Consider the following 20,954-nt stretch of genomic DNA (forward strand, 5'->3'; position numbering starts at 1 on the left):
GACGCCAACCGGTTCGGCGACAGCGGGAGTAAGCGCTTTGGGCCGCTTCCGGGCTCTAGGTGGGTGAGGAGGTGCTCATGGGAGGCACGAAGACCGACCGGGACGAGGAGTTCCAGGCGTTCATCGTCGGGGCCTGGCCACGGCTGCTGCGGACGGCGTACCTGCTGGCCGGGGAGCAGTACGCGGCCGAGGACCTGGTGCAGTCCGCGGCGGAGAAGGCCTGCGCGGCCTGGGCGAAGGTCCGACGGGCCGGCGATCCGCACAGCTACGTGCGGCGGATCCTGGTGAACGAACACGCCCGTCGCTGGCGCCGCCGCGCGCCGGAGCTGCTGGTGTACGCGGTGCCGGACGAGGCCGGAGCGGAGGACTGCTACGCCCGCTCCGACCAGCGCGGCGCGCTGATGACGGCGCTGGCCGCCCTGCCGGCCCGCCAGCGCGAGGCCGTGGTGCTGCGGTACTGGGAGGACCTGAGCGACAGCCAGGCCGCCGAGGCGATGGGCTGCTCGGCCGGAGCCGTGCGCAGCCACGCGGCCAAGGGGATCGCGAGACTGCGGGGGGCCGCAGCGCTGAAGGAAATCAAGGGCATGACGAGCATCGGAGGCGCGGTATGAGCGCGGGCGGCAACGGCGGGACGGTCGGCATGGGCGCGGCGGGCGACGACGGCGACGTGTGGGTCGGGCTCGGCCTGGCGGAGGTGGCGGCCGGGGCCAAGGTCGGCCCGGCGCCGATGGCGGACATCATGGCGGGCGGCCGCCGGATCCGGCGCCGTCGCCGGTCGGTGGTCGGCGCGCTCGCGCTGGCCTCGGTGGTGGTGCTGGGCGGCGGGACGATGGCGGGTCTGCACAGCTCCCCCGCGAGCAGCGGCACCCAGTCGCTCGTCCCGGCCAACGGCGGTCCCGGCGGCGGCACCGGGGGCGGTCCGGCCGCCCAGCCGTCCGGATCGGCGACGGCCGAGCGGGATCCGTTCACCCCGCTCCGGGTGACGCTGGCCCAGGGCAACACCCCCGACGGCAAGACGTGGAAGCTCTGGACGGCGCTCTGGCCGGTCGCCCCGAAGGAGCGGGCGTACGAGCAGGCCGTGGCCGTCTGGGAGGAGCGCCACGCCGTCGACTCCTCGCTCGACAAGCCGACGGAGGCGTTCATCCAGCAGTACTGGCAGCCCACCGAGGACGTCGTGAACGACTACGTCACCCTGGACGGGGTACGCCAGCCGTACGACACCGCGGGCAGCTACCCGGCGCCGGGCCACGTCCCCACGGGGATGGCCGACACGTTCAGCGGCGGCCTGCTCGGCGCCCGGGACAAGGCCGGTACCCCGGGCCCGCTCCCGATCAAGCTCGCCGTGATGGCCCTCGGCCCGGACGTCGGCAAGGTCCTGGTGACCTGGTCGGACGGCACGGTCATGGAGCCGTGGCTGAAGGCCGTCGGGGACTCCCCGTACCAGCGGCTGGTGGTCCCCGAGCAGCCGGGCAAGAAGGTGACGTCGTGGCAGTTCTTCGACAAGAAGGGCGCCAAGCTGCCGGACGCCGGCGAGAAGATGCTGACCGAGTAGCGGTCACCGCGACCGGCTGAACACGACCAGCCGGCCACGACCGCCCGACCAGGCCCGCGGGGCCGGCCCGCACCCCCGTCGGGCCGGCCCCGCGTCGGCGCGCGGGGCCGTCGGCGCGCATCGCGGAAACGTGGGAGAAAGTGCTCCCCCGGCCGGGGGAGGCCATCGACGAGCCGCCCGAGCAGGCTGGCGATCACACCCGGGGAGGCTTTCCGGCCTCCCCTTGATTGCACCGGAGTTGACTCGTGCGTGAGCAGATGTGGCAGCCGCTTTCCTCCCGGCCTTCTTCCTGGCGTTCGTCCCGGCTTTCCTCCCGGCGCCCCCAGGACGGTCGGCGCGGGGTCGTCGTGGCGGCGGCCGCCGCGGTGGCCGTCGGCGCCCTGACCGCGGGCACCGCCCTGGCACCGTCCACGGCGGCCGCCGCCCCCCGCCCGGACACCGTCCAGCAGGGGCTGAACGCGCTGGTCCGTGACGACGGCCTGCCCGCCGCGCTGGCCAGTGTCCAGGGCCGTGACGGCCGCACCCGCACCTACACCGCGGGGGTCGGCGACGTCACCACCCGCGCGAAGGTGCCGGTCGACGGCCAGGTGCGGATCGGCAGCAACACCAAGACGTTCACTGCGGTGGTCGTGCTGCAACTGGTCGGCGAGGGGAAGATCGGGCTCGACGAGCCCGTCGAGTCCTACCTCCCCGGCCTGGTCCGCGGCGACGGCATCGACGGGCGCCACATCACGGTCCGCCAGCTCCTCCAGCACACCAGCGGGCTCCCGGACTACGAGGGCTACATCGACGAACCCTCCCTCCAGCACCGGTACTTCGAGCCGCGCGACCTGCTGGACATCGCCTTCCAGCACAAGGCCGACTTCGCCCCGGGGGCGGGCTTCAAGTACAGCAGCACCAACTACGTGCTGGCCGGCCTGGTCGTCCAGAAGGTCACCGGCCGCCCCATCTCCGAGCAGATCGACCAGCGCATCATCAAGCCCCTCGGCCTGCGGCACACCTACTACCCCGCCCAGGGCGACCGGACCATCCGCGAGGCCCACCCCCACGGTTACCTCAAGGACGCGACCGACGGGCACCTGATCGACTTCACCGAGCTGGACCCCTCCGCGGGCGGGGCGGCGGGCCAGATGATCTCCACCAACTCCGACGTCAACCAGTTCTTCACCGCCCTCCTCGGCGGCCGCCTCCTGCAACCGGCCCAGCTCGCCCAGATGCGCACCACCGTCCCCATCGGCGACACCGGCGCCGCCTACGGCCTGGGGCTCATCAGCCGACCGCTGTCCTGCGGCGGCGTCTACTGGGGCCACGGCGGCGACATCCCCGGCTACGAGACCCGGGGCGGGGCGACGGACGACGGCCGCGCCGTCAACATCGCGGTGACCACCGTCCCGCCGGACGCCGCCGGCTCGGAGCACGTCGAGAACGTCGTGGACACGGCCCTGTGCCGCTGACCGAAGTCCGCCGAGGGAGTGGAAAGTCGGCGGGTCCGACTTCCCACTCCCTCTGATCGGGACGGGCGCCTTCTCTTGCCTGACGCGGCACTAGACCGCGGGGACCATCCCGAGCAGCTCGCTCAGGCGGCGGACCGTGGCGGGCGACTCGCGGTGCAGGCCGGCGACGTCGAGGCCCTCGTCTCCCAGGATCATCAGCAGCGCCTGCTCCCCGATCGCCAGCACCACGACGTAGCCGCTGTTGCAGCGGGTGACCACGTCGCGCAGGCCGCCCACGCCGACCTCGGCCGCGGTGCGCCGGCCGAGGCCGAGCATGGCGGCCGACAGGGCGGCGGCCGACTCGGGGTGGACGGCGGCCGTGTCGGCGGCCACCAACAGGCCGTCGGTGGTGGAGATGACACTCTCCGAGATGCCCATGACCCGGTCGCGGAGGGACTTCAACTCGTCGACCAGCACGGCGGTCGGTGTCTGGCTGCTCATGGTGCGCTCTTCTCGCTCTGCTCGGTCGTCTCGGTACGCGCGGTGTGCTCGGCGCGGTGTGCGTTCGGTGGACCGTCGGAAGCGGCCGCCGCTCCCTCGGATCGGGCGGGCAGGCCGCCGGGGCGGCCCGGACCACCCGCGCCGCGTCCGCTGCGGACGCGGCGCGGCAGCGGCCCGGTGTCGGCCGGCGGCGGTTCGCTCGTCGGCATGCGCGGGGCCACGCTCGGCGCCAGGGGAACCGGGTGCGCCGGTTCCCGGTGGAGCAGGTGCCGGGCGTCCATCCGTACCACGTCGAGGAGCACCGCGAACACACCGCGTCCCAGGGTGAAGCCCAGGTCGCGCGCGGTGCGGCGGCCGGTGGCGGCGGCCAGGATCTCCCGGTAGCGGACCGGGATCCGCAGCGCGCCGGATTCGGCCCGGGCAGCAGGACGGATCCGGATACGGGCCAGTTCGCCGGGCGGTCCCCAGAGGCGGGTCAGCAGGGCCGTCCGCCGGGCGGTCTCCTCGAAGAGCCGCTCCGGCTCGAGGCCCGGGCGCAGCGCGATCCTGGCAGGCGGCGCCGCCTCGGCCGTCTCCCAACTGCCGGGCGGGCTCAGCACCAGGGCGAAGGCCCCGTCGAAGGCGGCGGCGGCGCAGACGGCTTCGAGCTCGGCGGCGCCGATCGACCCCTGAGCCACCAGGGCCGCGCCGAGGTCGCCGCCCCAGGTCGGGGGAGCGTCGGCCGGCCGGCCGACGGACGCGGCCGTCTCGGCGGACGCCCACTCCTCCTCGCCGACGCGCCGGGACTTCAGCAGCAGGGTCTCGGCGGTCGGGGCCCCGGGGGTCTCGATCGCGGTGACCAGACCCTGCTCCAGGTGGATCGTGCCGCCCGGTGCGCTGGAGACGGTGACCGAGCCGGTGAACTCCGTCCGGCGCAGCGCGAGCAGCAGCGCGGGCACGTTGCGCGCGGTGGGTGGAGCCGGCGTCGTGGGAGCCGCGGGCATGGCGGGCGGCGCCGTGTCGTGGGACGGGTCGGTCATGCCAGCAAGTCCTGCGCGCGGTCGGCGGTCTGGCGGACGGCCAGCGCCAGGTTGGTCCGCTCCCGGTCCAGCACGGTGGCCAGCAGCAGGGGGTCGCCCTTCCGGGACAGCACCTGGACGACCTGGTGATGGCGGGTGCTGGTGACCACCAGGCTCTCCAACTCGCTCTCCGCCCCTGCCTCGTACAGCCGCTCGCCGATCAGGTTGGTCAGCTCGGCGAGTTCGGCCCCGGTCCCGAGCAGCCGGTGGTCCCCGGCGGACTGGTAGCTGAGACCTGTGACGGCGTCGACGAGCGCGGCACCGACCACTCCGGGGGAGCCAAGCACATCGGAGAGGGAAGCCTCGAGTGCGCGCACCAGTACCCCTTCACGTTCTGAACCCCGGTAGCGTACTTTATTCCATCATTTTCACGAGGCGACCACAACCGGTGGCTTCTTGCTATTTTGTTCCCGCACACGGGAGTTCTGCCCGGAAGTCACGCAAAGGACGAACAGCGCATGAATATTGACGACGCACTCAAGGACGCGATGGCCATCGAGGGGGCCATCGGAGTGGCCGTGGCCGACTACGAGAGCGGCATGTCACTCGGGCACCTCGGCGGGGGGCAGCAGCTCGACCTGGAGATTGCGGCCGCCGCCAACACCGAGGTCGTTCGTGCGAAGATACGCGCCTTGGCCGCGCTGTCGATCGACGATGTCATCGAGGACATCCTGATCACCCTCGGCACCCAGTACCACCTGATCCGCCCGCTGACCCGCAGTCACGGCTCGCTCTTCCTCTACCTGGCGCTGGACCGCTCGCGCGCCAACCTCGCGCTCGCCCGGCACGGCCTCAAGCGCATCGAGGCCGCTCTCGACGTCTAGCCGGGGCCGGGCCGACTGCCCGGGTGTCCGCGCCCCGTCCGGAAGGCCCGCCCGGAAGCCCTGCCCGAAGGACTGCCCGAAGGACTGCCCGGAGGGCCCGCGCGGGCCGCGCTTCGCGCATGGAATTCCGGGTGGAACAAATGCGGGGCGTGACGAACCGACTACGGAGATCCGTCCGTGGGAAACGGGCCGCGAATATCGCGGGTGCGCGCCGACCACGGAAATGCGTGACTTTCCGATGACTGGGCGTCATATTCGCCCCGGCTGTTCCGGCCGGCGCCGGAGCGCCGGAATACCGTGGTCGAACCGCCGGAGCGCCGACGTTTCGGCGGTGCCGCGGAATCGGCTCGACCGCACCCCGCGCGGCACGAAGGCGCGCCGCCGAGCCGCCGCGCCGGACGGCAGGGGAAGCCGGGGAGCCCGATGGGTACCGCCGACGTCTGGCGCCAACGCCGTTCAGTCGGCCTTCGACAGCTTTGCTCATCGGCGACATGCTCACAGCCGACCCCGACAGCACCCGGCCCCGCCCTGACCGAACGGCGTCGGTTCTAGAGCTGCGTGGCGCCGCCGTCGACGAACAGTTCCGCGCCGGTGGTGAAGGAGCTCTGGTCCCCGGCCAGGTAGAGAGCGGTGGCGGCGACCTCCTCGGGTCGGCCGACGCGGCCGAGCGGGGTCGTGGCGACGGCCTGATCGACCTGGGGGGACGCGGCCCGCAGCTCGTCGGCGCCGGGGGTCGCGACCGGGCCCGGGGTGAGGGCGTTGACCCGGATGCCCCGGCCGGCGAGTTCGGTGGCCCAGGTGCGGGCGAGGCTGCGGATCGCGGCCTTGGTGGCGGCGTAGACGCCCAGACCCGGGACGCCGCGCAGGGCCGCGCTGGAGGAGAGCAGGATCACCGAGGCGCCGGCCGACAGCAGCGGGAGCGCCTTCTGCACGGTGAAGACCGTGCCCTTGAGGTTCACGGAGGTCGTGCGGTCGTACTCCTCCTCGGTGATCTCGCCGAGCGGGCCGAAGTCCCCGAGGCCGGCGTTGGCCACGACGACGTCGAGCCGGCCGCTGCGCTCGGTGATCCCGGCGAAAAGCCGGTCGAGGTCGTCGAGCTTCGACACGTCCCCCCGGACGCCGATGCCCCGGCTGCCGACCTGCTCGACGGCGGCCGCCAGCTCGGCCTCGCGGCGGCCGGTGAGGTAGACGGTCGCCCCCTCGGCGGCGAAGCGGCGGGCGATGGCCAGGCCGATGCCGGTGGAGGCGCCGGTGACGAGGGCGGTCTTGTTGTCCAGCTGTCCCATGAGATGCTCCGAATCTTGACGTAACTATTCTTGTTACATTTTTGGGCGCAAAAACCGGCCCAGGAAGCACTGCCACGGCCGAGGCTAGGCGGCTTTCAGTACGTCGCGCAGCACGTCCTCCAGCGTGGTGCCCGCCAGTTCGCGGCGGAGGGTGGCCTCGATCCCGTCGTAGACGGCGGCCATCACCGGGGCGATGCCGTGGCCCACGACGCACTCGGGGTCGGGCGTGGCGGGGTGCAGGGCGAAGATCGGCCCGGGCTCCACCGCCTCGTAGACGTCGAGCAGGGTGATCGCCGACAGGTCCCGGGACAGCGTCCAGCCGGCCCCGGCGCCCCGCCGCGAGTCGACCAGGCCCGCCTTGCGTAGCTGGGCCAGCAGGCGGCGGATCACCACGGGGTTGGTGTTGACGCTCGTCGCGATCTGCTCGGACGTGGCGACCTCGTGGCCACGACGCTGGTACAGCCCGATCCAGGTCAGGGCGTGGGCGGCGACGGTCAACCTACTGTTCGCGCTCATGCCGCCCCTCGCTTCTCTCCATGACGTAACCGTAATAGTTACATCGACTGGCGGCAAGCCCCGGCGGAGTCGAGTGGGAAGTCGGCGGGGCCGACTTCCCACTCCGCTTGCTCTACGGGGTGGCTGGGGCGGAGGTGGCGACGGGACGGGGGTGGCGGTTCGAAGGGTGGTGGGCGGTGAGGGGGTGGATCCAGGCGAGGAGCGCGAGCAGGAGGACGAACGGAAGGAGGGTGCAGAGCGTCGCGCTGCCCGGACTATGGCGGGGTTCAGGACGCATCGGGGGTGATGGGGAGGTCGAGTTCGGCCCAGACGGTCTTGGCGTTGGGGTGGCGGGGGATGCTGCCCCAGCGGTCGGCGAGGGCGTCGATGAGGGTGAGGCCGCGCCCGGACTGGGAGTTGGGAGCCAGGACGGCGGGCAGGGCGGGGAAGCGGTCGCCCCGGCAGTCCGAGATCTCGATGCGCAAGGTAGTGCCCCGGCGCACGGTGGTGGTGAGGCAGAGGTGAAACTCGAAGCCGCGCCCCGGAACGCGGCCATGGGTCGTCGCGTTGGCGGCGAGCTCCGCGACGATCAGGAGAGCCGAGTAGTACGGCTCGGTGTGGGACAAGTTCAGCCCCCAGGTCGTGAGTTGACGTCTGGCGATGCGCCGGCAGATGGCGGCTCCCTTGGGGGTGGCGGCGAGGGTGATGGTGTGACGGCGGGGCCTGTCGAGGGGGATGTCGGTCGTCATGGAAAAAAGCGTGACGGCGCGGACGTACGCTGACCATGCATCCGGGGAGTACGGAGAGTGCCTGTCCGGGTGCGGACAGCTTTTGTTCGTGTGACCGAATCACTAACGGGGTGGTCGCGATGGGCGCAGGACGCAACATCGAGTCGAACGACGACATTCGCACGGAACTGCCGGAGGACCTGGGAGAGGTCTCGGACTTCTTCCGCGCCATCGGGAAGCAGATCAAGCTCTTCCGCGAGCGGGCCGGGATGACCCAGAAGGAGCTCGGCGAACACGTCGGCTACGGAGAGCACTTGATCGGCGCGGTGGAGCGCGGGAAACGCACCCCGCAACCGGAGCTGCTGGTGGCGGTGGACAAACTCCTCAACGCCGGTGGCGTGTTGGCCATCACAAAAGACGACGTCATGAGCGCGCGGGCCAAGGCTCGCTTGCGGCACCCCGCCTGGTTCAGGGGCTACGTAGGCCTGGAGCCGCTAGCCATTGAGATTCACGAGTACAGCACCCTGCTCATCCCTGGATTGCTACAGACCGAGGCGCACGCTCGGGCCCTCTTCGGCATGCGGCAGCCGCTACTGACCGAAGAGGTGATTGAGGAGCGAGTAGCCGCCCGAATGGCTCGGCAGGAGATCCTGACCCGGTGGCCGCGCGCGATCCTCAGCTGGGTCATTGAGGAGAGCGTTCTGCAGCGCCCCCTGGGTGGCTGGGACGTTCATGAGGAGCAGCTGCACAAACTGCTGACGATCGGACAGATGAGAGGCATGGCCATTCACGTCATGCCCCTCGACAGAAGCGAGCATCCGGGACTCGGTGGCCCATTCACTTTGATCACCCCCAAGGGGCGGCCGCAGAACGGGTACATCGAGGCGCAGCAGAGTAGTCGCCTGATCACGGACCAGGAAGAAGTCCGTATCATGAACGCACGATACGGCGCTCTCAGGGGGCAGTCGCTCAACCTGAGGGAGTCCTTGGCCTTGATCGAGAAGATGCTGGGAGAACGATGAACGCGAAGCTGGCGTGGATCAAGAGCAGCTACAGCAGCAACGAAGGCGGTCAATGCGTCGAGGTCGCCGAGACGCCCACTGTCGTCCACGTGCGCGACTCCAAGGACAAGAGCGGCCCGCAGCTGGCCTTCGAGCCAGCCACCTGGCAGGCGTTCGTGGCATTCGCCGCGACCGCCGAGGTCTGATCAACGTCCTCCCAACGGCCCACCGCCTACCGGGCGGCGGGCCGTTGGCGTACCGTCAAGCTGACGGTGCCGTCCCATACTCAGGGGGAGCAGTGAGCAGCGAACTCATCTGGTTCAAGAGCAGCCACAGTGGCAATGAGGGCGGCGCCTGCATCGAGATCGCCTGGTTCAAGAGCAGCTACAGCGGCAACGAGTGCGTCGAGGTCGCCGAGACGACCGAGGCCGTTCTCGTCCGCGACTCCAAGGACGCCTCCGGCCCCCACCACACCTTCACCCCCGCCGCCTGGCAGGCGTTCGTCGCCTTCGCCGCCACCTCCGAGGCCTGATCGACTGCCTCTCAGCGGCTCGCCGCCTAAAGAGCGGTGGGCCGTCTGCGTGCCCGGGTGAGCCGGCGGTACGCGAGGTGAACCGCGAGGCCCAGCAGGGTCATGACGACGGACGCGACCAGTGCGACCACATCGAGCGCGTTCCGGCCCAGTGAGTTCCAGAAACCGATGCTCGAAGCAAGGGCGGCGATGTCGGTGTGCCGGGGGTCGTACACCACCGTCACGGTGTCGCGGGCCTTGACGGTGTCGGTGACGTAGGCGAGTTGGGTCTCGACGGATCTCCCCTCGGGCGTCGTGAACCGCACCCGGCAGTGTGCGTTGCCCGCCGGGTTGTCCTGCGGCCCGCTCACTTCGGTGCATTCGGTGACGACCGCCGGGGTGTGCACGCCACGACTGCGGAGAGCCGACGTCACCCCCATGTCGTGCGGTATCAGGTAGACCAGGGTGAGGACGCACAGCAGGACCCCCAGGCCGATCATGGCGAGCGAACCGTTCCGCACGGTCCGGCCGTGGTCCGGCGCGTTCTCCATCGGCCCCCCCGGTATCAGCCCGACTGCCCACCTGCGCTCACGGTAGCCGCACCCGCTGACACCGGCGGTGCGCCGGAACACTGGCCGCCGGCAGCAGGGCGCTCGCAGCCCTGGGGCCTCGTGGAGCGGCGGGCGGCGTCAGGTGACGGTGCGGCCGAGGTAGCCCGCCAGGTGGTCGAGCGCGGGTGCGGCAGAGGGGACGGGCCGGGGCGGGGCGAAGGAGCCTCCCGGGGTCCTCGGCAGGGAGTCGTAGATCTCCCGCACCACCGGCAGGGCGAGTTCGGCGAGGTCCGGCAGGAAGTCGCGCGGTCGCCCGAGTGCGGCGGCCAAGTCCCAGCCGTGGAGCAGCAGTTCGATGACGAGTTGCTCGACGAGCCGTCGACCGGGTGCCGGGCCGAATCGCCGGTCGAGCATTCCCGGGCGGCGGAACGCGGTCAGCGCGTCGCGCGCGGCGGTGCGGAACGCCCCGACGTGGTCGTCCCCGAGATGGTCGGCGCCGACGTCGGTGCGGGGGAAGCCCCGGGCCAGGCCGCCCCACAACAGGTTCTCCCAGACGATGTGGTCGATCAGGGTGCGGATGTCCCAGCCGGCGCACGGGGTCGGCAGGTCGAACTGGTCCGGGTGGACCTCGCGCAGCAGCTCCGCCACGGCGTTCTGGACCCGCTCGCAGGCGTCGAGCACGCCACCGGGCCGCCAGGCGTCGGCGTCGGCCCCGTACAGAGCGGCGAGTTCGCCGGCCCGCGCGCCCGGAGCGGGGTTGGCGCGAAGCGCGGTCTTCAGCCAGGCCCCGGTGTCCGCCACGCCGGGTGCCACGGGCCGGCCGTTGAGGACGCACAGGAGCTGCCAGTACCGCTCGACACTGGGCTCGGACGCCGCGGTCAGCTGTTCCAGCAGCCTGCGCCGGGCGGGCGCGCCGTCGCTGTCCGTCGCCCCGGCGGCGCCCTCGTCGGCGTCTGCGGCGGCGCCCGCGGCACCGCCGGTGTTCGCGGGGGTGGGGATCCAGGCCGTGACGACGGCGGCGACCACGGAGTCGGCCGCCGGCGAGTCCGGGGCGATCCCCTCCCGCATCGCGGCGGCCACCCGACGGTTCCAGTCCTCGGCCAGCTGCCGCATCGCCCGAAGCACGCTCTCGTCGTGCTCGCCGGGCGCGTGCCGGGCGGAGTACTCGGCCAGCCGGCGCATCCCCGCGCGCAGCTCCGGGCCGGCCACCAGCTCGCTCAGTTCGATCCAGGCGTCGACCTGCTCGTCCGTGGGGTCCTCGGGCAGGTCGACGACGGCGGCCAGCTGCTCCCGGCGGTAGGTCGGCACGTCCAGCTCCGCGAGCGTTCCGGTCACGAACTCGTGGATGAGCGAGCGGCGTTCGGCGGCGGACATGCGGGCGGTTCGGGTCATGAAGGCGAGTCCTTCGGCAGTGGTGGTCCGGCGGGCGACGGAGCGCAACACCGCCTGCTGCGTGCGCAGCAGGCGGATGCGCACCTCCAGCGCGTCGACGTGTGCCGCCGCCACCCTCGTCAGGGTGTGCCCGCGGTCGAGGACGTCACGGATCGCCGCCAGGTCCAGCCCGAGATCCCGCAGGGTCCGGGCCAGTTCCAGACGGCCCAGGGACGCGAGGTCGTAGCGGCGGTACCCGGCAGCGGTCCGCCGGACCGGCGGCACCACCCCGGTGTCGGACCAGTGCCGGATGAGCTTCACCGACAGCCCGGTCCTGCGCGCGACCTCTCCGATGCTCAACAGCACCGCTTCATCGACCTCATCGACGTGCATGCGCCCCACTGTCGACTCTCCCACGGTGGGAGAGTCAAGACGGGCACGGGCACCGGGCTCGTCAGGAGCCCGACAGGATAAGGGGATCCGGTCACCCCGGTGGCAGTTCCGTCAAACAGCAGCCACCCGTTGTGAGCGGACTGGTACGTTCCGCGCATGGACTTCAACGCCATTGCCAACTCGTTCGTGTCCCACTACTACACCACCTTCGACTCCGGCATCGCGGGGCGCCCGAGCCTCGCCAGCCTCTACCGGCCCGAGTCGATGCTCACGTGGGAAAGCCAGCAGTTCCAGGGGCCGCAGAACATCCTCGCGCAGCTGACGAAGCCCGAACTGGCCACCGTCAAGCACAAGGTGAACAGCACCGACGCACAGCCCGCGCCGGGCGGCGGCGTTCTGGTCACCGTCACGGGCAGCCTCGCCGTCGACAACGCCTTCGACAAGCCCCTGTCATTCGCCGAGACGTTCAACCTGCAGCCGATCCCCGGCCAGCCCGGCGGCTTCTTCATCTACAACCAGATCTTCCGCCTCATCTTCGCCTGAGCCGCCCAGGTCCGGGGCTTCCCGTCGGCTTCCCCTTCGACAGGGGAAGCCCCGGACCGGCGCCACGACTTGGAGGAAGGGTGCACCTGCGCGAGCTGCGGCCGGCCGACGCCCGCGCCGTCCGCCGCATCTACAGCGGCAGGTCGGTCGCCGACATGTGGTTCGGCCGGATGACCGCCGCCCAGGCCCACGACTACGTACGCGAAGCCCGGGAGGCCGACGCGCAGCGGCCGCGCACCGCACGCGTCCTCGGCATCGACGTCCACGACGACCTGATCGGCATCGTCCGACTCCGCATCACCGGCCACACGGGCAGCCTCAGCTACATCCTGCGCGAGGACGCCTGGGGCCACGGCTACGCCACCACGGCGGTGCGCCGGTTCCTCATCCACCACCGCACCCCCCGGGTCACTGCCGAGCACCGCGTCGGCAACCCCGCCTCGGGAAGGGTCCTGACGAAGACCGGCTTCGTCGTGACCACCGCCACCGACGAGATCATCCGCTACGAACTGGGCTGACGGCTGCCACCGACACCCCGGACCCCGCCCCGCGTGACTCGGGCCGCCCTCACGTGTTTATATTGAACAATGGTTCAACCAAAAATCGGACACCCCCATGCCCCGCACGCCTGAGGCCTCGGCGGCCGTCCGCGAAGCGACCCGCGCCAAGATCCGGCGCGCCGCCGTCCTGCTCATGGCCGAACAGGGCTACCGCGCCACGACCCTGCGCCAAGTCGCCACCCGGGCCGGCGTCGCCGACGGACTGCCCTCCCGCTACTTCAACAGCAAGGACGGCCTGCTGGTCGACATCGCCGACGGCTGGCGCGAACGCACCCGCGCCGCGCTGGCCGCCCAGCCCGCCGACAGCCCCGCCGCCACCCTGCGGCTCCTGGTCCGCTCCGCCCTGCTCGGCCTGGACGCCGCCCCCGAGGAGGTCGAGGAGAGCCGGGCCGTCTCCGCCCTCCTCGCCGACCCCGAGGCCCGGGCCGTCCTGGTCGCCGCGGGCGCCGACCTCGCCTCCGCCGACCTCTTCCAGGCCCTGGACGAAGCCCTGGCGGCCTGCCGCGTCCCCGACCCCGCCGCCGCCCGCCTGCTCCTCCTCGCCGGCATCCGCGGCGGCCTCACCCTCGCCGCCGAGGACCCGTCCTTCCCGCTGCGCGACCTGGAAGCGGCCCTGCTCGCCCACCTCCTGCCGACCTGACCCGCACCCTGCCCGCAGCACCGCGAAAGGCCCCCGCCATCACCGCCGAAACCGCCATCCACCCCTACCGCGTCGCCATCGAGCAGCATCAGCTCGACGACCTGCGCGACCGCCTCGCCCGCACCCGCTGGCCCGACTCACTGCCCGGCACCGGCTGGGACTACGGCGTCCCGCTCCCCTACCTCCAGGACCTGGCCGAGTACTGGCGGACCGGCTACGACTGGCGCGCGCACGAAGCCAGGCTCAACACCTTCCCGCAGTACACCACCACCATCGACGGCGCCAACGTGCACTTCCTGCATGTCCGTTCACCCGAACCCGACGCCACCCCGCTGATCATCACGCACGGCTGGCCCGGCTCGGTGGCCGAATTCCTGGACATCCTGGGCCCGCTCACCGACCCCCGCGCCCACGGCGGCGACCCGCGCGACGCCTTCCACGTGGTCGCGCCCTCCATCCCCGGCTACGGCTTCTCCGGACCGACCAGCCAACTCGACTGGGACTACCGGCGCGTGGCCCGCGCCTGGGCCGAACTCATGGACCGCCTCGGCTACCCGCGCTACGGCGCCCAGGGCGGCGACTGGGGCTCCGGCATCTCCCGCGAACTCGGCCTCGCCGCCCCCACCCGGGTCATCGGCGTGCACGTCAACACCTCCCCCACCTTCCCCACCGGCGACCCGGCCGTCCTCGACGCCCTCGACCGCGAACGGCTCGACACCTGGGCCCGCCACCAGGCCGAAACCTCCGGCTACACCGCCGTCCAAGCCACCCGCCCGCACACCGTCGGCTACGCGCTCACCGACTCACCGGTCGGCCAACTCGCCTGGATCGTCGAGAAGTTCCGCGAATGGACGGACTGCGGCGGCGGCGTTCCCGAAGGTGCCGTGCCCCGGGACCACCTCCTCACCAACGTGATGCTGTACTGGCTGACCGCCACCGCCGGCTCCTCCGCGCGGCTGTACAAGGAGTCGGCCCGCAACGGCTGGACCGAGGCCACCCCCTCCACCGTCCCCACCGGCATGGCCGTCTTCCCCCACGACATCACCCTGCCGGTCCGCGCCTTCGCCGAGCGCATCGACAACATCGTGCACTGGACAGAGTTCGACCACGGCGGCCACTTCGCCGCCCTCGAACAGCCCGAGTTGCTGGTGGCCGACATCCGGACCTTCTTCCGCACCCTGGCGGATGGTTGGAGCGGGGTCTGAGTTGCGTCCGCCTCCACTGCGCCCCGATGCGCCCTTGACTCCACACCCGGACGGGCCCCAGGGTCGTTGCAACTGGGCGCAACTGACTCGACAGCGGAGGCGGTTATGAAGCTGCGGTTCGTCGGCAAGGACCCCGAGTCCGGAGACCACGGGTGTCCCTCCGTATGGGTGGACGAGGAACGGGCAGAGCTGGTGATTCAGGGTTGGAAAGCGGACGAGGCGACGGAAGTCGAGTGCCTGAAGGCCGGCCCGATTCCCGAGCACGAGACCGTCATCCGGCTGCCCCGGCGCATGATTCCACTTCTCAGGGAGGCCATTGGTGGCACAGACGCTCTCTAACTTCGCCGATCTGATCAAATCCGCACGTCATTCCGCGCTGCACCTTGAGATGCGAGACTGGTACTCGGTGGAGAACGAAGCCGAGGGGTTCGCCGCGTGGCACCACGGGAAGAGGCTCGATCCCGACAATCGCGAGTCCTGGTGGCGGCCTTGGCTCGATCTGGTACAGGAAGTCACCGGCCGAGGCGTCGCGATTCGGCGCGCCCGTGTGGTCTCGGAGCCGGTGAGCGAGTACATCCGCTTCGAGCACTCCGGCACTTTCACCAACATTGCCGCCGGTGAAGACATCCGCTGGCTCCCCAGGCGCAGCGCGTCCGGAATCGCTCTTCCCGGCAATGACTGCTGGATCTTTGACGGTCGGCTCGTTCAGTTCAACATTTTCGATGGCGCCGGCCGATGGGTCGACACGGATCAGACGGAAGACGCCGCGGTGGTAGCACTGTGCGCTTCGGCTTTCGAAGCGGTCTGGGAGTCCGGGATCCCGCACGAGAAGTTCTCCGTCTAGCTGCCCGCACAGGAATCCGATCGACTAGTTCATGTCCTCCAACCCGCTCTCCAGCGCGAAGTCCGCGCGCGCGGCGATAGCCGCGCGCCTGGACGCGATGAAGAAGGACGCCGGGCTCACAGGGGACGAGCTGGCCGCTCGTTGTGGATGGCATAAATCAAAGTCATCTCGGATTGCGCGAGGCGTGACTCCGCCGTCGGACGCCGACATCCGCGCATGGTGTGCCGCCTGTGGCGTCGATGACCAGGCGGCAGACCTCATCGCCGCCTCGCGTTCCGCTGATTCCATGTACATACAGTGGCAGCAGATCCACCGTGACGGCATGCGGAAGATCCACGAAAAGACGGTTCCGCTATATCGGCGAACCCGACACTTCCGCGTCTACGCGTCCAATGTCGTACCGGGGATGCTGCAAACCGCCGAATACGCATCCGGGCTTTTGCACTCCATCACGGACTTCCAGGGGACACCTGACGACGTCGACCAAGCCGTCCAGGCGAGGATCGATCGATCAAGCGTCATCCGCAACGCAGGGCAGCGGTTCGCGATTCTGGTCGAGGAATCGGTCCTGTACTACCGAGTGGCCGACGATGCCGCGATGGCCGGCCAGCTCGGGCACCTCCTGTCGGTGATGGCACAGCCGAACGTATCCTTCGGAGTCATCCCCTTCGGCGTGCGTCGTTCGGTCTGGCCACTTGAAGCGTTCTACGCCTTCGATGAAGACCTGGTCGCCGTGGAAACCTTGACGGCGGAGATCAACATCTCGACACCGAGCGAAATCGGCACCTACCACAAGGCGTTCGCCGAGCTGGCGAAGCTCGCCGATCGGGGTGCGGCAGCACGCGCATGCATCACCAGGGCCGTCAACTCCCTCGGGTGAACCGGTGCAACCGAGTGCAACTTCGTGGACCGTGGCACTCACGGCTTCTTACTGTCGACCCGATGGCGCCTCATCAGCCAACACAGGATGAGGGTCGCCCTCTTCAGCATCGAACAGGAAGGCAGTGCAGTGAGCGACCTGTACGAGATCGAGATCCCGGCCGGACTCGCCGCCTACAAGGCGTGTGGCGGAAACCAGGGTGGGGGTGACGACGGGGAGTCGTGCGTGACCCTGCGGGAGGTGCCGGGGGTGGCCGGCGGTTTGTGGGTGATGGGTGACACCAAGGCTCCGGGGCGAGAACTGCGCTTCACCACCGTGGAGTTGAGCTCCGCCGGGATCGACCCGGACCGCTTCACCACCTCCGCCTGACGCGCCACCTCGCACCAGCGGGCCCCGTTCCCAACGCAACTGGGAGCGGGGCCCGCCTCACACCCAGGGTAGGGCGCTCATGGATCACTGGAACAGGCCCGGCCTCCACTGGCACTGCTACGCGTGGGCGGGCGGCAAGCGGCCCGACGACGCCGAGCGGCGGCCGCCGGAACCGCAGAACGGTGTACGGCCCGAATGGGGCAGCCCCGTACCGCCGTTGGAGGTCATGCACTGGCTCGCCAAGTCGGCAGCACAGATCAGGCTCACCACCAACGACCCCACCGAAGCCCTCGACTGGCTGGGCAAGCAGCTCGCCGACTCCCCCGCCCCGGAGGACGACCTTCCCTCGGCCACCCGGCTGGATCACGCCTCGGCGTTCCTCGACACGTTCCCGCACGACGTGGTGTGGACGTACTGGACATCCGGCCGGCAGCTCCGGTCGGTCGCCGCCGTGGCGTGCCCCCGGACGTTCGGCCCCACCTCCGAAACTCCCCCGCCCTGCCCGCTTCGACGGCGGTGACCGGCGCTGACCGGCGCTGAGCGGCTCGTCACCGGCCGCCCGGCGGGTCGTGACAGCGTGTCGAGTGGCGGCGTACGGTCCGCGACGAGAGGGTGACCGACGCAGGACCTCACCTGAAGGAGCGAGAATGCCCGAAGTCACCACTCCGTACCCGACCGGCACCCCGTGCTGGGTCGATCTGATGGCGCAGGACCAGCAGGCGGCACTGGACTTCTACCGCGACCTGTTCGGCTGGCAGGGGCGGGTCGGCCCGGCCGAGTTCGGCGGGTACGCGGTCTGCGAGCTGAACGGCAAGCCGTCGGCCGGGATCGGACCGGCGATGGCGCCGGAGGGGATGCCCACCCCGCCGACCGTGTGGACCAGCTACCTGTCCACCACCGACGCCCAGGCCACCCAGGACGCGATCGTCGGCGCGGGCGGCACCCTGCTGGTGCCGGCGATGGACGTCGGCGAGCTCGGCAGGATGCTGATCGCCGCCGACCCGCAGGGCGCGGTGTTCGGCGTCTGGCAGCCGGGCGAGTTCTCCGGCGCCCGGGTCGTCAACGAGAGCGGCGCGCTGATCTGGAACGAGCTGCACACCAGCGACGTGCCCGGCGCCACCGCCTTCTACGGCGAGGCGTTCGGCATCGAGATCGAACCGGCGCAGGGCGCCGAGCAGTACTGGGAGCTGCGGGTCGGCGGCCGGGCCGTCGGCGGGGTCTCGCTGCTCGCCAACGACCCGCCCGGCACGCCCGCGCACTGGCTGACGTACTTCGCGGTGGACGACGTCGACTCCACCGTGGACGCCCTGGTCAAGCACGGCGGCACCGTCCTCGCCCCGCCGTTCGACATGGTGGCGGGCCGGATGTCGGTGGTGACCGACCCGCAGGGCGCGCCGTTCGCGGTGATCGCACCGAAACCGATGTAGGCGGCGCGGCCCACCGCGCACGGTGTCGCGGTGGGCCGTCTCCGTACAACTCCCGTCCGTACGGGTCACCCCCGCTGCGCGCGGCCGACGGCGCTGAGCACCGCCCGGACGCCTGCCGCGAGCACCGAGCCGTCCCGCCCGGCGCCCCACACCACCTGTCCCCCGACCCGGGCCTCGACGTAGGCGACGGCGTCGGTACCGGAGCCCGCACCCGCACCCGCACCCGCACCCGCCCCGACGGCGTGCTCGCTGAAGTGCAGGATGTCGACCCGCAGCGCGTCGGCCACCGCGTCGAGCGGCCCGGCGCCCTCGCCGCGCCGGCCGTCCACCTCCGCCCAGTCGTCGCCGGCCTGCCACGGCCAGTCCGGCGCCGCGTCCAGGTACTCCGCGCGGAAGAGCCCGTACAGTTCCTCCGCCGTCACCTCCCGCCCGCTGTCGTCGGTGGCCTCCTGCACGACCCGGGAGAACTCGATCTGGAGCCGCCTCGGCAGTTCCAGCCCGTGCCCGGTCTGGAGCAGGTAGGCGATGCCGCCCTTGCCGGACTGGCTGTTGACCCGGATGACCGCCTCGTAGTCGCGGCCGAGGTCGGCCGGGTCGATCGGCAGGTACGGCACCGACCAGGGCGCCTCGTGCGCCGGGACGCCGGACTCGGCCGCCACCTTGGCGTGGTGGGCGAAGCCCTTTTTGATGGCGTCCTGGTGGGTGCCGGAGAAGGCGGTGTGCACCAGGTCCCCCGCGTAGGGGTGGCGCTCGTGCACGGGCAGCCGGTTGCAGTGCTCGACGGTGCGGCGGATCTCGTCGAGGTCGGAGAAGTCGAGCATCGGGTCGACGCCCTGGGTGTGCAGGTTGAGGGCCAGCGTCACCAGGTCGACGTTGCCCGTCCGCTCGCCGTTGCCGAACAGGCACCCCTCCACCCGCTGCGCGCCGGCCAGCACGGCCAGTTCGGCGCAGGCGACGCCCGTCCCCCGGTCGTTGTGCGGGTGGACGGAGAGGATCACCGACTCGCGGCGCTCCAGGTGCCGGTGCAGGTACTCGATCTGGTCGGCGTAGACGTTGGGGGTGGCGATCTCGACGGTGGCGGGCAGGTTGTGGACGACGGGCCGGTCGGGGCTGGCGTCCCACAGTTCGGTGAGTCCGTTGCAGACCTCCAGGACGTAGTCCGGTTCGGTCAGGTTGAACACCTCGGGCGAGAACTGGAAGCGCACCCCGGGCCGGCCGTCGGCCCGCCGTGCCAGGTGGGTGGCGGCCTCGGTGATCAGGGCCCGCAGTTCGTGCCGGTCACGCCCGAGGACGACCTCGCGCCAGAGCGGGGCGGTGGCGGTGTAGAGGTGGACGACGACGCGGGGCAGGCCTTGGACGGCCTCGAAGGTGCGGTCGATCAGGTCGGCGCGCGCCGCCGTGAAGACGACGACGGTGACGTCCTCGGGCACCGCGCCGGGCACGGTGGCCAGTTGCCGGACGAAGTCGAAGTCGGTGCGGCTGGCGGAGGGGTAGCCGACCTCGATCTCCTTGAAGCCCATGGCCAGGAGCAGGTCGAACATCCGCTGTTTGCGTGCCGGGTCCATGGGTTCGGCCAGGGCCTGGTTGCCGTCGCGCAGGTCGACGGGGACCCACAGCGGGGCGTGGTTGATCCGTCGGCCGGGCCAGCGCCGCATCAGTGCGGGGACGTGCACGCGCTCGTGGGCGGGCCGGTAGCGGTGGGAGGGCATGGCACCCGGGCGCTGCGGGTTCCAGGCGGGGGCGGTGACCGGGACGGGGCCGGCGGGGGTACGCAGGGTCGGGAATCGCATGATGAGTCCTTACGGAGGTACCGGTGGACCGGCAGGACGGCGCCCCGCAGCGGGGTGCCGGTCCGGTCACGCCCCGCTGCGGCCACCAAGAAGAAGGCCACCCAGAGGGAGACTCCACGGCTGCATGCCGGGTAGACTAACCACGAACCAAGTCCTCAGACAAGCTGACAGGTGAACGCGAATGTCCCCGCTCGGCCCCCTCCACCGCTCCCCCCTCGTCGACCAGGCCACCCGACGCCTGGAGGAGCAGATCACCGCCGGACACTGGCCGGTGGGCGGGAAGCTGCCGGGCGAGGTCGCCCTGGCGAAGGAGCTGGGCGTCGGCCGCTCGACCGTCCGGGAGGCGCTGCGCGCGCTGGCCGGCGCCGGGATGGTGCAGAGCCGGCAGGGGTCGGGCGTGTTCGTGACGGCGGACCGGCCCGCCCTGGACTGGCCGACCCGGCTGCGCCGGGCGGAGCTGGCGCACGTCTACGAGGTGCGCACCATGGTCGAGGTGCAGGCGGCCCGACTGGCGGCCGCGCGCCACACGGAGGAGGACCTCGCCGCCGTGGACGCGGCGCTGGCCACCCGGCTGGCGGCGGGCGGCGCGGACGACGCGGCCTTCGTGGACGCCGACATCGCGCTGCACACCGCCGTGGTGGCCGCCGCGCACAATCCGGTGCTGGACGACCTGTTCGCCCAGTTCGTGCCGGTCCTGAGGGAGCACCTGGTGGACCTGGTGGGGGTGCTGGGGCTGCGCAGCGGCGACCCGAACCACGGCTACGCGTCGCACGCGGACCTCGTCGGGGCGCTACACCGGGGCGATCCCGAGGAGGCCGGGCGGGTGCTCGCGGCCGAGCTGGAGGCCACCCGGTCGCGCCTGCTGGCCGACTGAGCGAGGCGGGCGAGGCGGGGCGGGCGGGGCGTCAGCCGATCAACCGACCGGGCAGCCGACCGACCGACCGGACGGATATCCGGAGCGCGGGCACACAGTTTTCACACGGCGGCCACCC

General features: G+C 71.4%; 27 protein-coding genes. 18 read left to right on the forward strand and 9 right to left on the reverse strand.

The features are described from left to right. The first annotated feature begins 77 nt into the window (after positions 1–77). The 3 genes from ACIQVZ_RS04835 to ACIQVZ_RS04845 all read left to right on the forward strand — a co-directional run bounded on the left by ACIQVZ_RS04835 (position 78) and on the right by ACIQVZ_RS04845 (position 3,006). Positions 78–611 carry a SigE family RNA polymerase sigma factor gene (locus ACIQVZ_RS04835; RefSeq protein WP_363579599.1) on the forward strand — a complete coding sequence of 178 codons (534 nt, stop codon included), beginning with the start codon at positions 78–80 and terminating at the stop codon, positions 609–611. Beyond that, positions 608–1,552: a hypothetical protein gene (locus ACIQVZ_RS04840; protein WP_402447260.1), complete on the forward strand. Its 945-nt coding sequence runs from the start codon at positions 608–610 to the stop codon at positions 1,550–1,552. The genes ACIQVZ_RS04835 and ACIQVZ_RS04840 overlap by 4 nt, the downstream gene beginning before the upstream one ends. A gap of 347 nt (positions 1,553–1,899) precedes the next feature. Further along, positions 1,900–3,006, forward strand: coding sequence for a serine hydrolase domain-containing protein (locus ACIQVZ_RS04845; RefSeq protein WP_402447381.1), 1,107 nt, complete (start codon positions 1,900–1,902; stop codon positions 3,004–3,006). Positions 3,007–3,096: 90 nt separating this feature from the next. On the opposite strand, the gene ACIQVZ_RS04850 is transcribed toward ACIQVZ_RS04845, so the two are convergent. From ACIQVZ_RS04850 to ACIQVZ_RS04860, 3 genes are read right to left on the reverse strand one after another with little or no spacing between them, the layout of a single operon-like run. After that, positions 3,097–3,486 carry a roadblock/LC7 domain-containing protein gene (locus ACIQVZ_RS04850; RefSeq protein WP_063350516.1) on the reverse strand — a complete coding sequence of 130 codons (390 nt, stop codon included), beginning with the start codon at positions 3,484–3,486 and terminating at the stop codon, positions 3,097–3,099. Beyond that, on the reverse strand, positions 3,483–4,505 hold the full coding sequence (locus tag ACIQVZ_RS04855; RefSeq protein ID WP_402447261.1) for a hypothetical protein: 1,023 nt from the start codon (positions 4,503–4,505) through the stop codon (positions 3,483–3,485). Before ACIQVZ_RS04855 ends, ACIQVZ_RS04850 begins: the two co-directional genes overlap by 4 nt. Then, the gene (locus ACIQVZ_RS04860) at positions 4,502–4,861 is read right to left on the reverse strand and encodes a hypothetical protein (protein WP_350887025.1); all 360 of its coding nucleotides are present in this window, start codon (positions 4,859–4,861) and stop codon (positions 4,502–4,504) included. Before ACIQVZ_RS04860 ends, ACIQVZ_RS04855 begins: the two co-directional genes overlap by 4 nt. Before the next feature lie 141 nt (positions 4,862–5,002). On the opposite strand from ACIQVZ_RS04860, the gene ACIQVZ_RS04865 reads away from it, so the two are divergent. After that, positions 5,003–5,368: a hypothetical protein gene (locus ACIQVZ_RS04865; protein ID WP_350887027.1), complete on the forward strand. Its 366-nt coding sequence runs from the start codon at positions 5,003–5,005 to the stop codon at positions 5,366–5,368. Between the two features lie 548 nt (positions 5,369–5,916). Here the strand turns inward: ACIQVZ_RS04865 and ACIQVZ_RS04870 are convergent. The 3 genes from ACIQVZ_RS04870 to ACIQVZ_RS04880 all read right to left on the reverse strand — a co-directional run bounded on the left by ACIQVZ_RS04870 (position 5,917) and on the right by ACIQVZ_RS04880 (position 7,898). Next, complete coding sequence (locus ACIQVZ_RS04870; protein WP_402447263.1) at positions 5,917–6,654, reverse strand: SDR family NAD(P)-dependent oxidoreductase; 738 nt, start codon at positions 6,652–6,654, stop codon at positions 5,917–5,919. 84 nt (positions 6,655–6,738) lie between these two features. Continuing rightward, complete coding sequence (locus tag ACIQVZ_RS04875) at positions 6,739–7,170, reverse strand: Rrf2 family transcriptional regulator (RefSeq protein ID WP_350887032.1); 432 nt, start codon at positions 7,168–7,170, stop codon at positions 6,739–6,741. A gap of 266 nt (positions 7,171–7,436) precedes the next feature. Continuing rightward, entirely contained in the window at positions 7,437–7,898 is a 462-nt protein-coding gene (locus ACIQVZ_RS04880; RefSeq protein WP_350882986.1) for an ATP-binding protein, read from the reverse strand. 119 nt (positions 7,899–8,017) lie between these two features. Here ACIQVZ_RS04880 and ACIQVZ_RS04885 point away from each other — a divergent pair, with 119 nt between their 5' ends. From ACIQVZ_RS04885 to ACIQVZ_RS04895, 3 genes are all read left to right on the forward strand, one after another. Continuing rightward, the gene (locus ACIQVZ_RS04885; protein ID WP_402447264.1) at positions 8,018–8,899 is read left to right on the forward strand and encodes a Scr1 family TA system antitoxin-like transcriptional regulator; all 882 of its coding nucleotides are present in this window, start codon (positions 8,018–8,020) and stop codon (positions 8,897–8,899) included. Next, the gene (locus ACIQVZ_RS04890; RefSeq protein WP_350882990.1) at positions 8,896–9,084 is read left to right on the forward strand and encodes a DUF397 domain-containing protein; all 189 of its coding nucleotides are present in this window, start codon (positions 8,896–8,898) and stop codon (positions 9,082–9,084) included. Before ACIQVZ_RS04885 ends, ACIQVZ_RS04890 begins: the two co-directional genes overlap by 4 nt. A gap of 92 nt (positions 9,085–9,176) precedes the next feature. Next, positions 9,177–9,410, forward strand: a complete 234-nt coding sequence (locus ACIQVZ_RS04895; RefSeq protein WP_402447265.1) for a DUF397 domain-containing protein — start codon at positions 9,177–9,179, stop codon at positions 9,408–9,410. 26 nt (positions 9,411–9,436) lie between these two features. Here ACIQVZ_RS04895 and ACIQVZ_RS04900 read toward each other — a convergent pair whose 3' ends face one another. Both ACIQVZ_RS04900 and ACIQVZ_RS04905 read right to left on the reverse strand, forming a co-directional pair. Continuing rightward, positions 9,437–9,940, reverse strand: a complete 504-nt coding sequence (locus tag ACIQVZ_RS04900; protein WP_402447267.1) for a DUF3592 domain-containing protein — start codon at positions 9,938–9,940, stop codon at positions 9,437–9,439. Positions 9,941–10,078: 138 nt separating this feature from the next. After that, the gene (locus tag ACIQVZ_RS04905; protein ID WP_402447269.1) at positions 10,079–11,704 is read right to left on the reverse strand and encodes a TIGR03086 family metal-binding protein; all 1,626 of its coding nucleotides are present in this window, start codon (positions 11,702–11,704) and stop codon (positions 10,079–10,081) included. 156 nt (positions 11,705–11,860) lie between these two features. On the opposite strand from ACIQVZ_RS04905, the gene ACIQVZ_RS04910 reads away from it, so the two are divergent. From ACIQVZ_RS04910 to ACIQVZ_RS04955, 10 genes are all read left to right on the forward strand, one after another. Next, complete coding sequence (locus ACIQVZ_RS04910) at positions 11,861–12,247, forward strand: nuclear transport factor 2 family protein (protein ID WP_402447270.1); 387 nt, start codon at positions 11,861–11,863, stop codon at positions 12,245–12,247. 80 nt (positions 12,248–12,327) lie between these two features. Continuing rightward, the gene (locus tag ACIQVZ_RS04915; RefSeq protein ID WP_402447271.1) at positions 12,328–12,765 is read left to right on the forward strand and encodes a GNAT family N-acetyltransferase; all 438 of its coding nucleotides are present in this window, start codon (positions 12,328–12,330) and stop codon (positions 12,763–12,765) included. Between the two features lie 97 nt (positions 12,766–12,862). Beyond that, on the forward strand, positions 12,863–13,447 hold the full coding sequence (locus tag ACIQVZ_RS04920; RefSeq protein WP_402447273.1) for a TetR/AcrR family transcriptional regulator: 585 nt from the start codon (positions 12,863–12,865) through the stop codon (positions 13,445–13,447). Between the two features lie 56 nt (positions 13,448–13,503). After that, positions 13,504–14,652 (forward strand): epoxide hydrolase family protein, encoded by a 1,149-nt coding sequence (locus tag ACIQVZ_RS04925; RefSeq protein WP_402447383.1) that lies wholly within the window; start codon positions 13,504–13,506, stop codon positions 14,650–14,652. 105 nt (positions 14,653–14,757) lie between these two features. Beyond that, positions 14,758–14,991, forward strand: coding sequence for a hypothetical protein (locus tag ACIQVZ_RS04930; protein ID WP_350883004.1), 234 nt, complete (start codon positions 14,758–14,760; stop codon positions 14,989–14,991). Continuing rightward, on the forward strand, positions 14,972–15,496 hold the full coding sequence (locus tag ACIQVZ_RS04935) for a DUF6879 family protein (protein ID WP_350883006.1): 525 nt from the start codon (positions 14,972–14,974) through the stop codon (positions 15,494–15,496). Before ACIQVZ_RS04930 ends, ACIQVZ_RS04935 begins: the two co-directional genes overlap by 20 nt. A gap of 31 nt (positions 15,497–15,527) precedes the next feature. Beyond that, the gene (locus tag ACIQVZ_RS04940) at positions 15,528–16,376 is read left to right on the forward strand and encodes a helix-turn-helix domain-containing protein (protein WP_402447275.1); all 849 of its coding nucleotides are present in this window, start codon (positions 15,528–15,530) and stop codon (positions 16,374–16,376) included. Positions 16,377–16,463: 87 nt separating this feature from the next. Continuing rightward, positions 16,464–16,745: a DUF397 domain-containing protein gene (locus ACIQVZ_RS04945; protein ID WP_402447276.1), complete on the forward strand. Its 282-nt coding sequence runs from the start codon at positions 16,464–16,466 to the stop codon at positions 16,743–16,745. Positions 16,746–16,824: 79 nt separating this feature from the next. Next, on the forward strand, positions 16,825–17,265 hold the full coding sequence (locus ACIQVZ_RS04950) for a hypothetical protein (RefSeq protein ID WP_350883012.1): 441 nt from the start codon (positions 16,825–16,827) through the stop codon (positions 17,263–17,265). A gap of 127 nt (positions 17,266–17,392) precedes the next feature. Then, on the forward strand, positions 17,393–18,172 hold the full coding sequence (locus tag ACIQVZ_RS04955; RefSeq protein ID WP_402447278.1) for a VOC family protein: 780 nt from the start codon (positions 17,393–17,395) through the stop codon (positions 18,170–18,172). Between the two features lie 65 nt (positions 18,173–18,237). Here ACIQVZ_RS04955 and ACIQVZ_RS04960 read toward each other — a convergent pair whose 3' ends face one another. Next, the gene (locus ACIQVZ_RS04960) at positions 18,238–19,962 is read right to left on the reverse strand and encodes a 2-isopropylmalate synthase (protein WP_402447280.1); all 1,725 of its coding nucleotides are present in this window, start codon (positions 19,960–19,962) and stop codon (positions 18,238–18,240) included. Between the two features lie 181 nt (positions 19,963–20,143). Between ACIQVZ_RS04960 and ACIQVZ_RS04965 the strand changes: the two genes are divergently transcribed. Continuing rightward, complete coding sequence (locus ACIQVZ_RS04965) at positions 20,144–20,836, forward strand: FadR/GntR family transcriptional regulator (RefSeq protein WP_402447281.1); 693 nt, start codon at positions 20,144–20,146, stop codon at positions 20,834–20,836. The last annotated feature ends 118 nt before the right edge of the window (positions 20,837–20,954 follow it).

This window comes from Kitasatospora sp. NPDC098663, from assembly GCF_044760075.1.
GTDB lineage: Bacteria > Actinomycetota > Actinomycetes > Streptomycetales > Streptomycetaceae > Kitasatospora.

Excerpts from the sequence above, each read along its gene's own strand:
- ACIQVZ_RS04850 (WP_063350516.1), bottom strand. The coding sequence starts at position 3,486 with ATGAGCAGCCAGACACCGACCGCCGTGCTGGTCGACGAGTTGAAGTCC.
- ACIQVZ_RS04965 (WP_402447281.1), top strand. The coding sequence starts at position 20,144 with ATGTCCCCGCTCGGCCCCCTCCACCGCTCCCCCCTCGTCGACCAGGCC.
- ACIQVZ_RS04880 (WP_350882986.1), bottom strand. The coding sequence starts at position 7,898 with ATGACGACCGACATCCCCCTCGACAGGCCCCGCCGTCACACCATCACC.
- ACIQVZ_RS04900 (WP_402447267.1), bottom strand. The coding sequence starts at position 9,940 with ATGGAGAACGCGCCGGACCACGGCCGGACCGTGCGGAACGGTTCGCTC.
- ACIQVZ_RS04855 (WP_402447261.1), bottom strand. The coding sequence starts at position 4,505 with ATGACCGACCCGTCCCACGACACGGCGCCGCCCGCCATGCCCGCGGCT.
- ACIQVZ_RS04905 (WP_402447269.1), bottom strand. The coding sequence starts at position 11,704 with ATGCACGTCGATGAGGTCGATGAAGCGGTGCTGTTGAGCATCGGAGAG.
- ACIQVZ_RS04875 (WP_350887032.1), bottom strand. The coding sequence starts at position 7,170 with ATGAGCGCGAACAGTAGGTTGACCGTCGCCGCCCACGCCCTGACCTGG.
- ACIQVZ_RS04885 (WP_402447264.1), top strand. The coding sequence starts at position 8,018 with ATGGGCGCAGGACGCAACATCGAGTCGAACGACGACATTCGCACGGAA.
- ACIQVZ_RS04950 (WP_350883012.1), top strand. The coding sequence starts at position 16,825 with ATGGATCACTGGAACAGGCCCGGCCTCCACTGGCACTGCTACGCGTGG.
- ACIQVZ_RS04890 (WP_350882990.1), top strand. The coding sequence starts at position 8,896 with ATGAACGCGAAGCTGGCGTGGATCAAGAGCAGCTACAGCAGCAACGAA.
- ACIQVZ_RS04930 (WP_350883004.1), top strand. The coding sequence starts at position 14,758 with ATGAAGCTGCGGTTCGTCGGCAAGGACCCCGAGTCCGGAGACCACGGG.
- ACIQVZ_RS04940 (WP_402447275.1), top strand. The coding sequence starts at position 15,528 with ATGTCCTCCAACCCGCTCTCCAGCGCGAAGTCCGCGCGCGCGGCGATA.
- ACIQVZ_RS04865 (WP_350887027.1), top strand. The coding sequence starts at position 5,003 with ATGAATATTGACGACGCACTCAAGGACGCGATGGCCATCGAGGGGGCC.
- ACIQVZ_RS04945 (WP_402447276.1), top strand. The coding sequence starts at position 16,464 with ATGAGGGTCGCCCTCTTCAGCATCGAACAGGAAGGCAGTGCAGTGAGC.
- ACIQVZ_RS04960 (WP_402447280.1), bottom strand. The coding sequence starts at position 19,962 with ATGCGATTCCCGACCCTGCGTACCCCCGCCGGCCCCGTCCCGGTCACC.
- ACIQVZ_RS04835 (WP_363579599.1), top strand. The coding sequence starts at position 78 with ATGGGAGGCACGAAGACCGACCGGGACGAGGAGTTCCAGGCGTTCATC.
- ACIQVZ_RS04840 (WP_402447260.1), top strand. The coding sequence starts at position 608 with ATGAGCGCGGGCGGCAACGGCGGGACGGTCGGCATGGGCGCGGCGGGC.
- ACIQVZ_RS04920 (WP_402447273.1), top strand. The coding sequence starts at position 12,863 with ATGCCCCGCACGCCTGAGGCCTCGGCGGCCGTCCGCGAAGCGACCCGC.
- ACIQVZ_RS04955 (WP_402447278.1), top strand. The coding sequence starts at position 17,393 with ATGCCCGAAGTCACCACTCCGTACCCGACCGGCACCCCGTGCTGGGTC.
- ACIQVZ_RS04870 (WP_402447263.1), bottom strand. The coding sequence starts at position 6,654 with ATGGGACAGCTGGACAACAAGACCGCCCTCGTCACCGGCGCCTCCACC.
- ACIQVZ_RS04910 (WP_402447270.1), top strand. The coding sequence starts at position 11,861 with ATGGACTTCAACGCCATTGCCAACTCGTTCGTGTCCCACTACTACACC.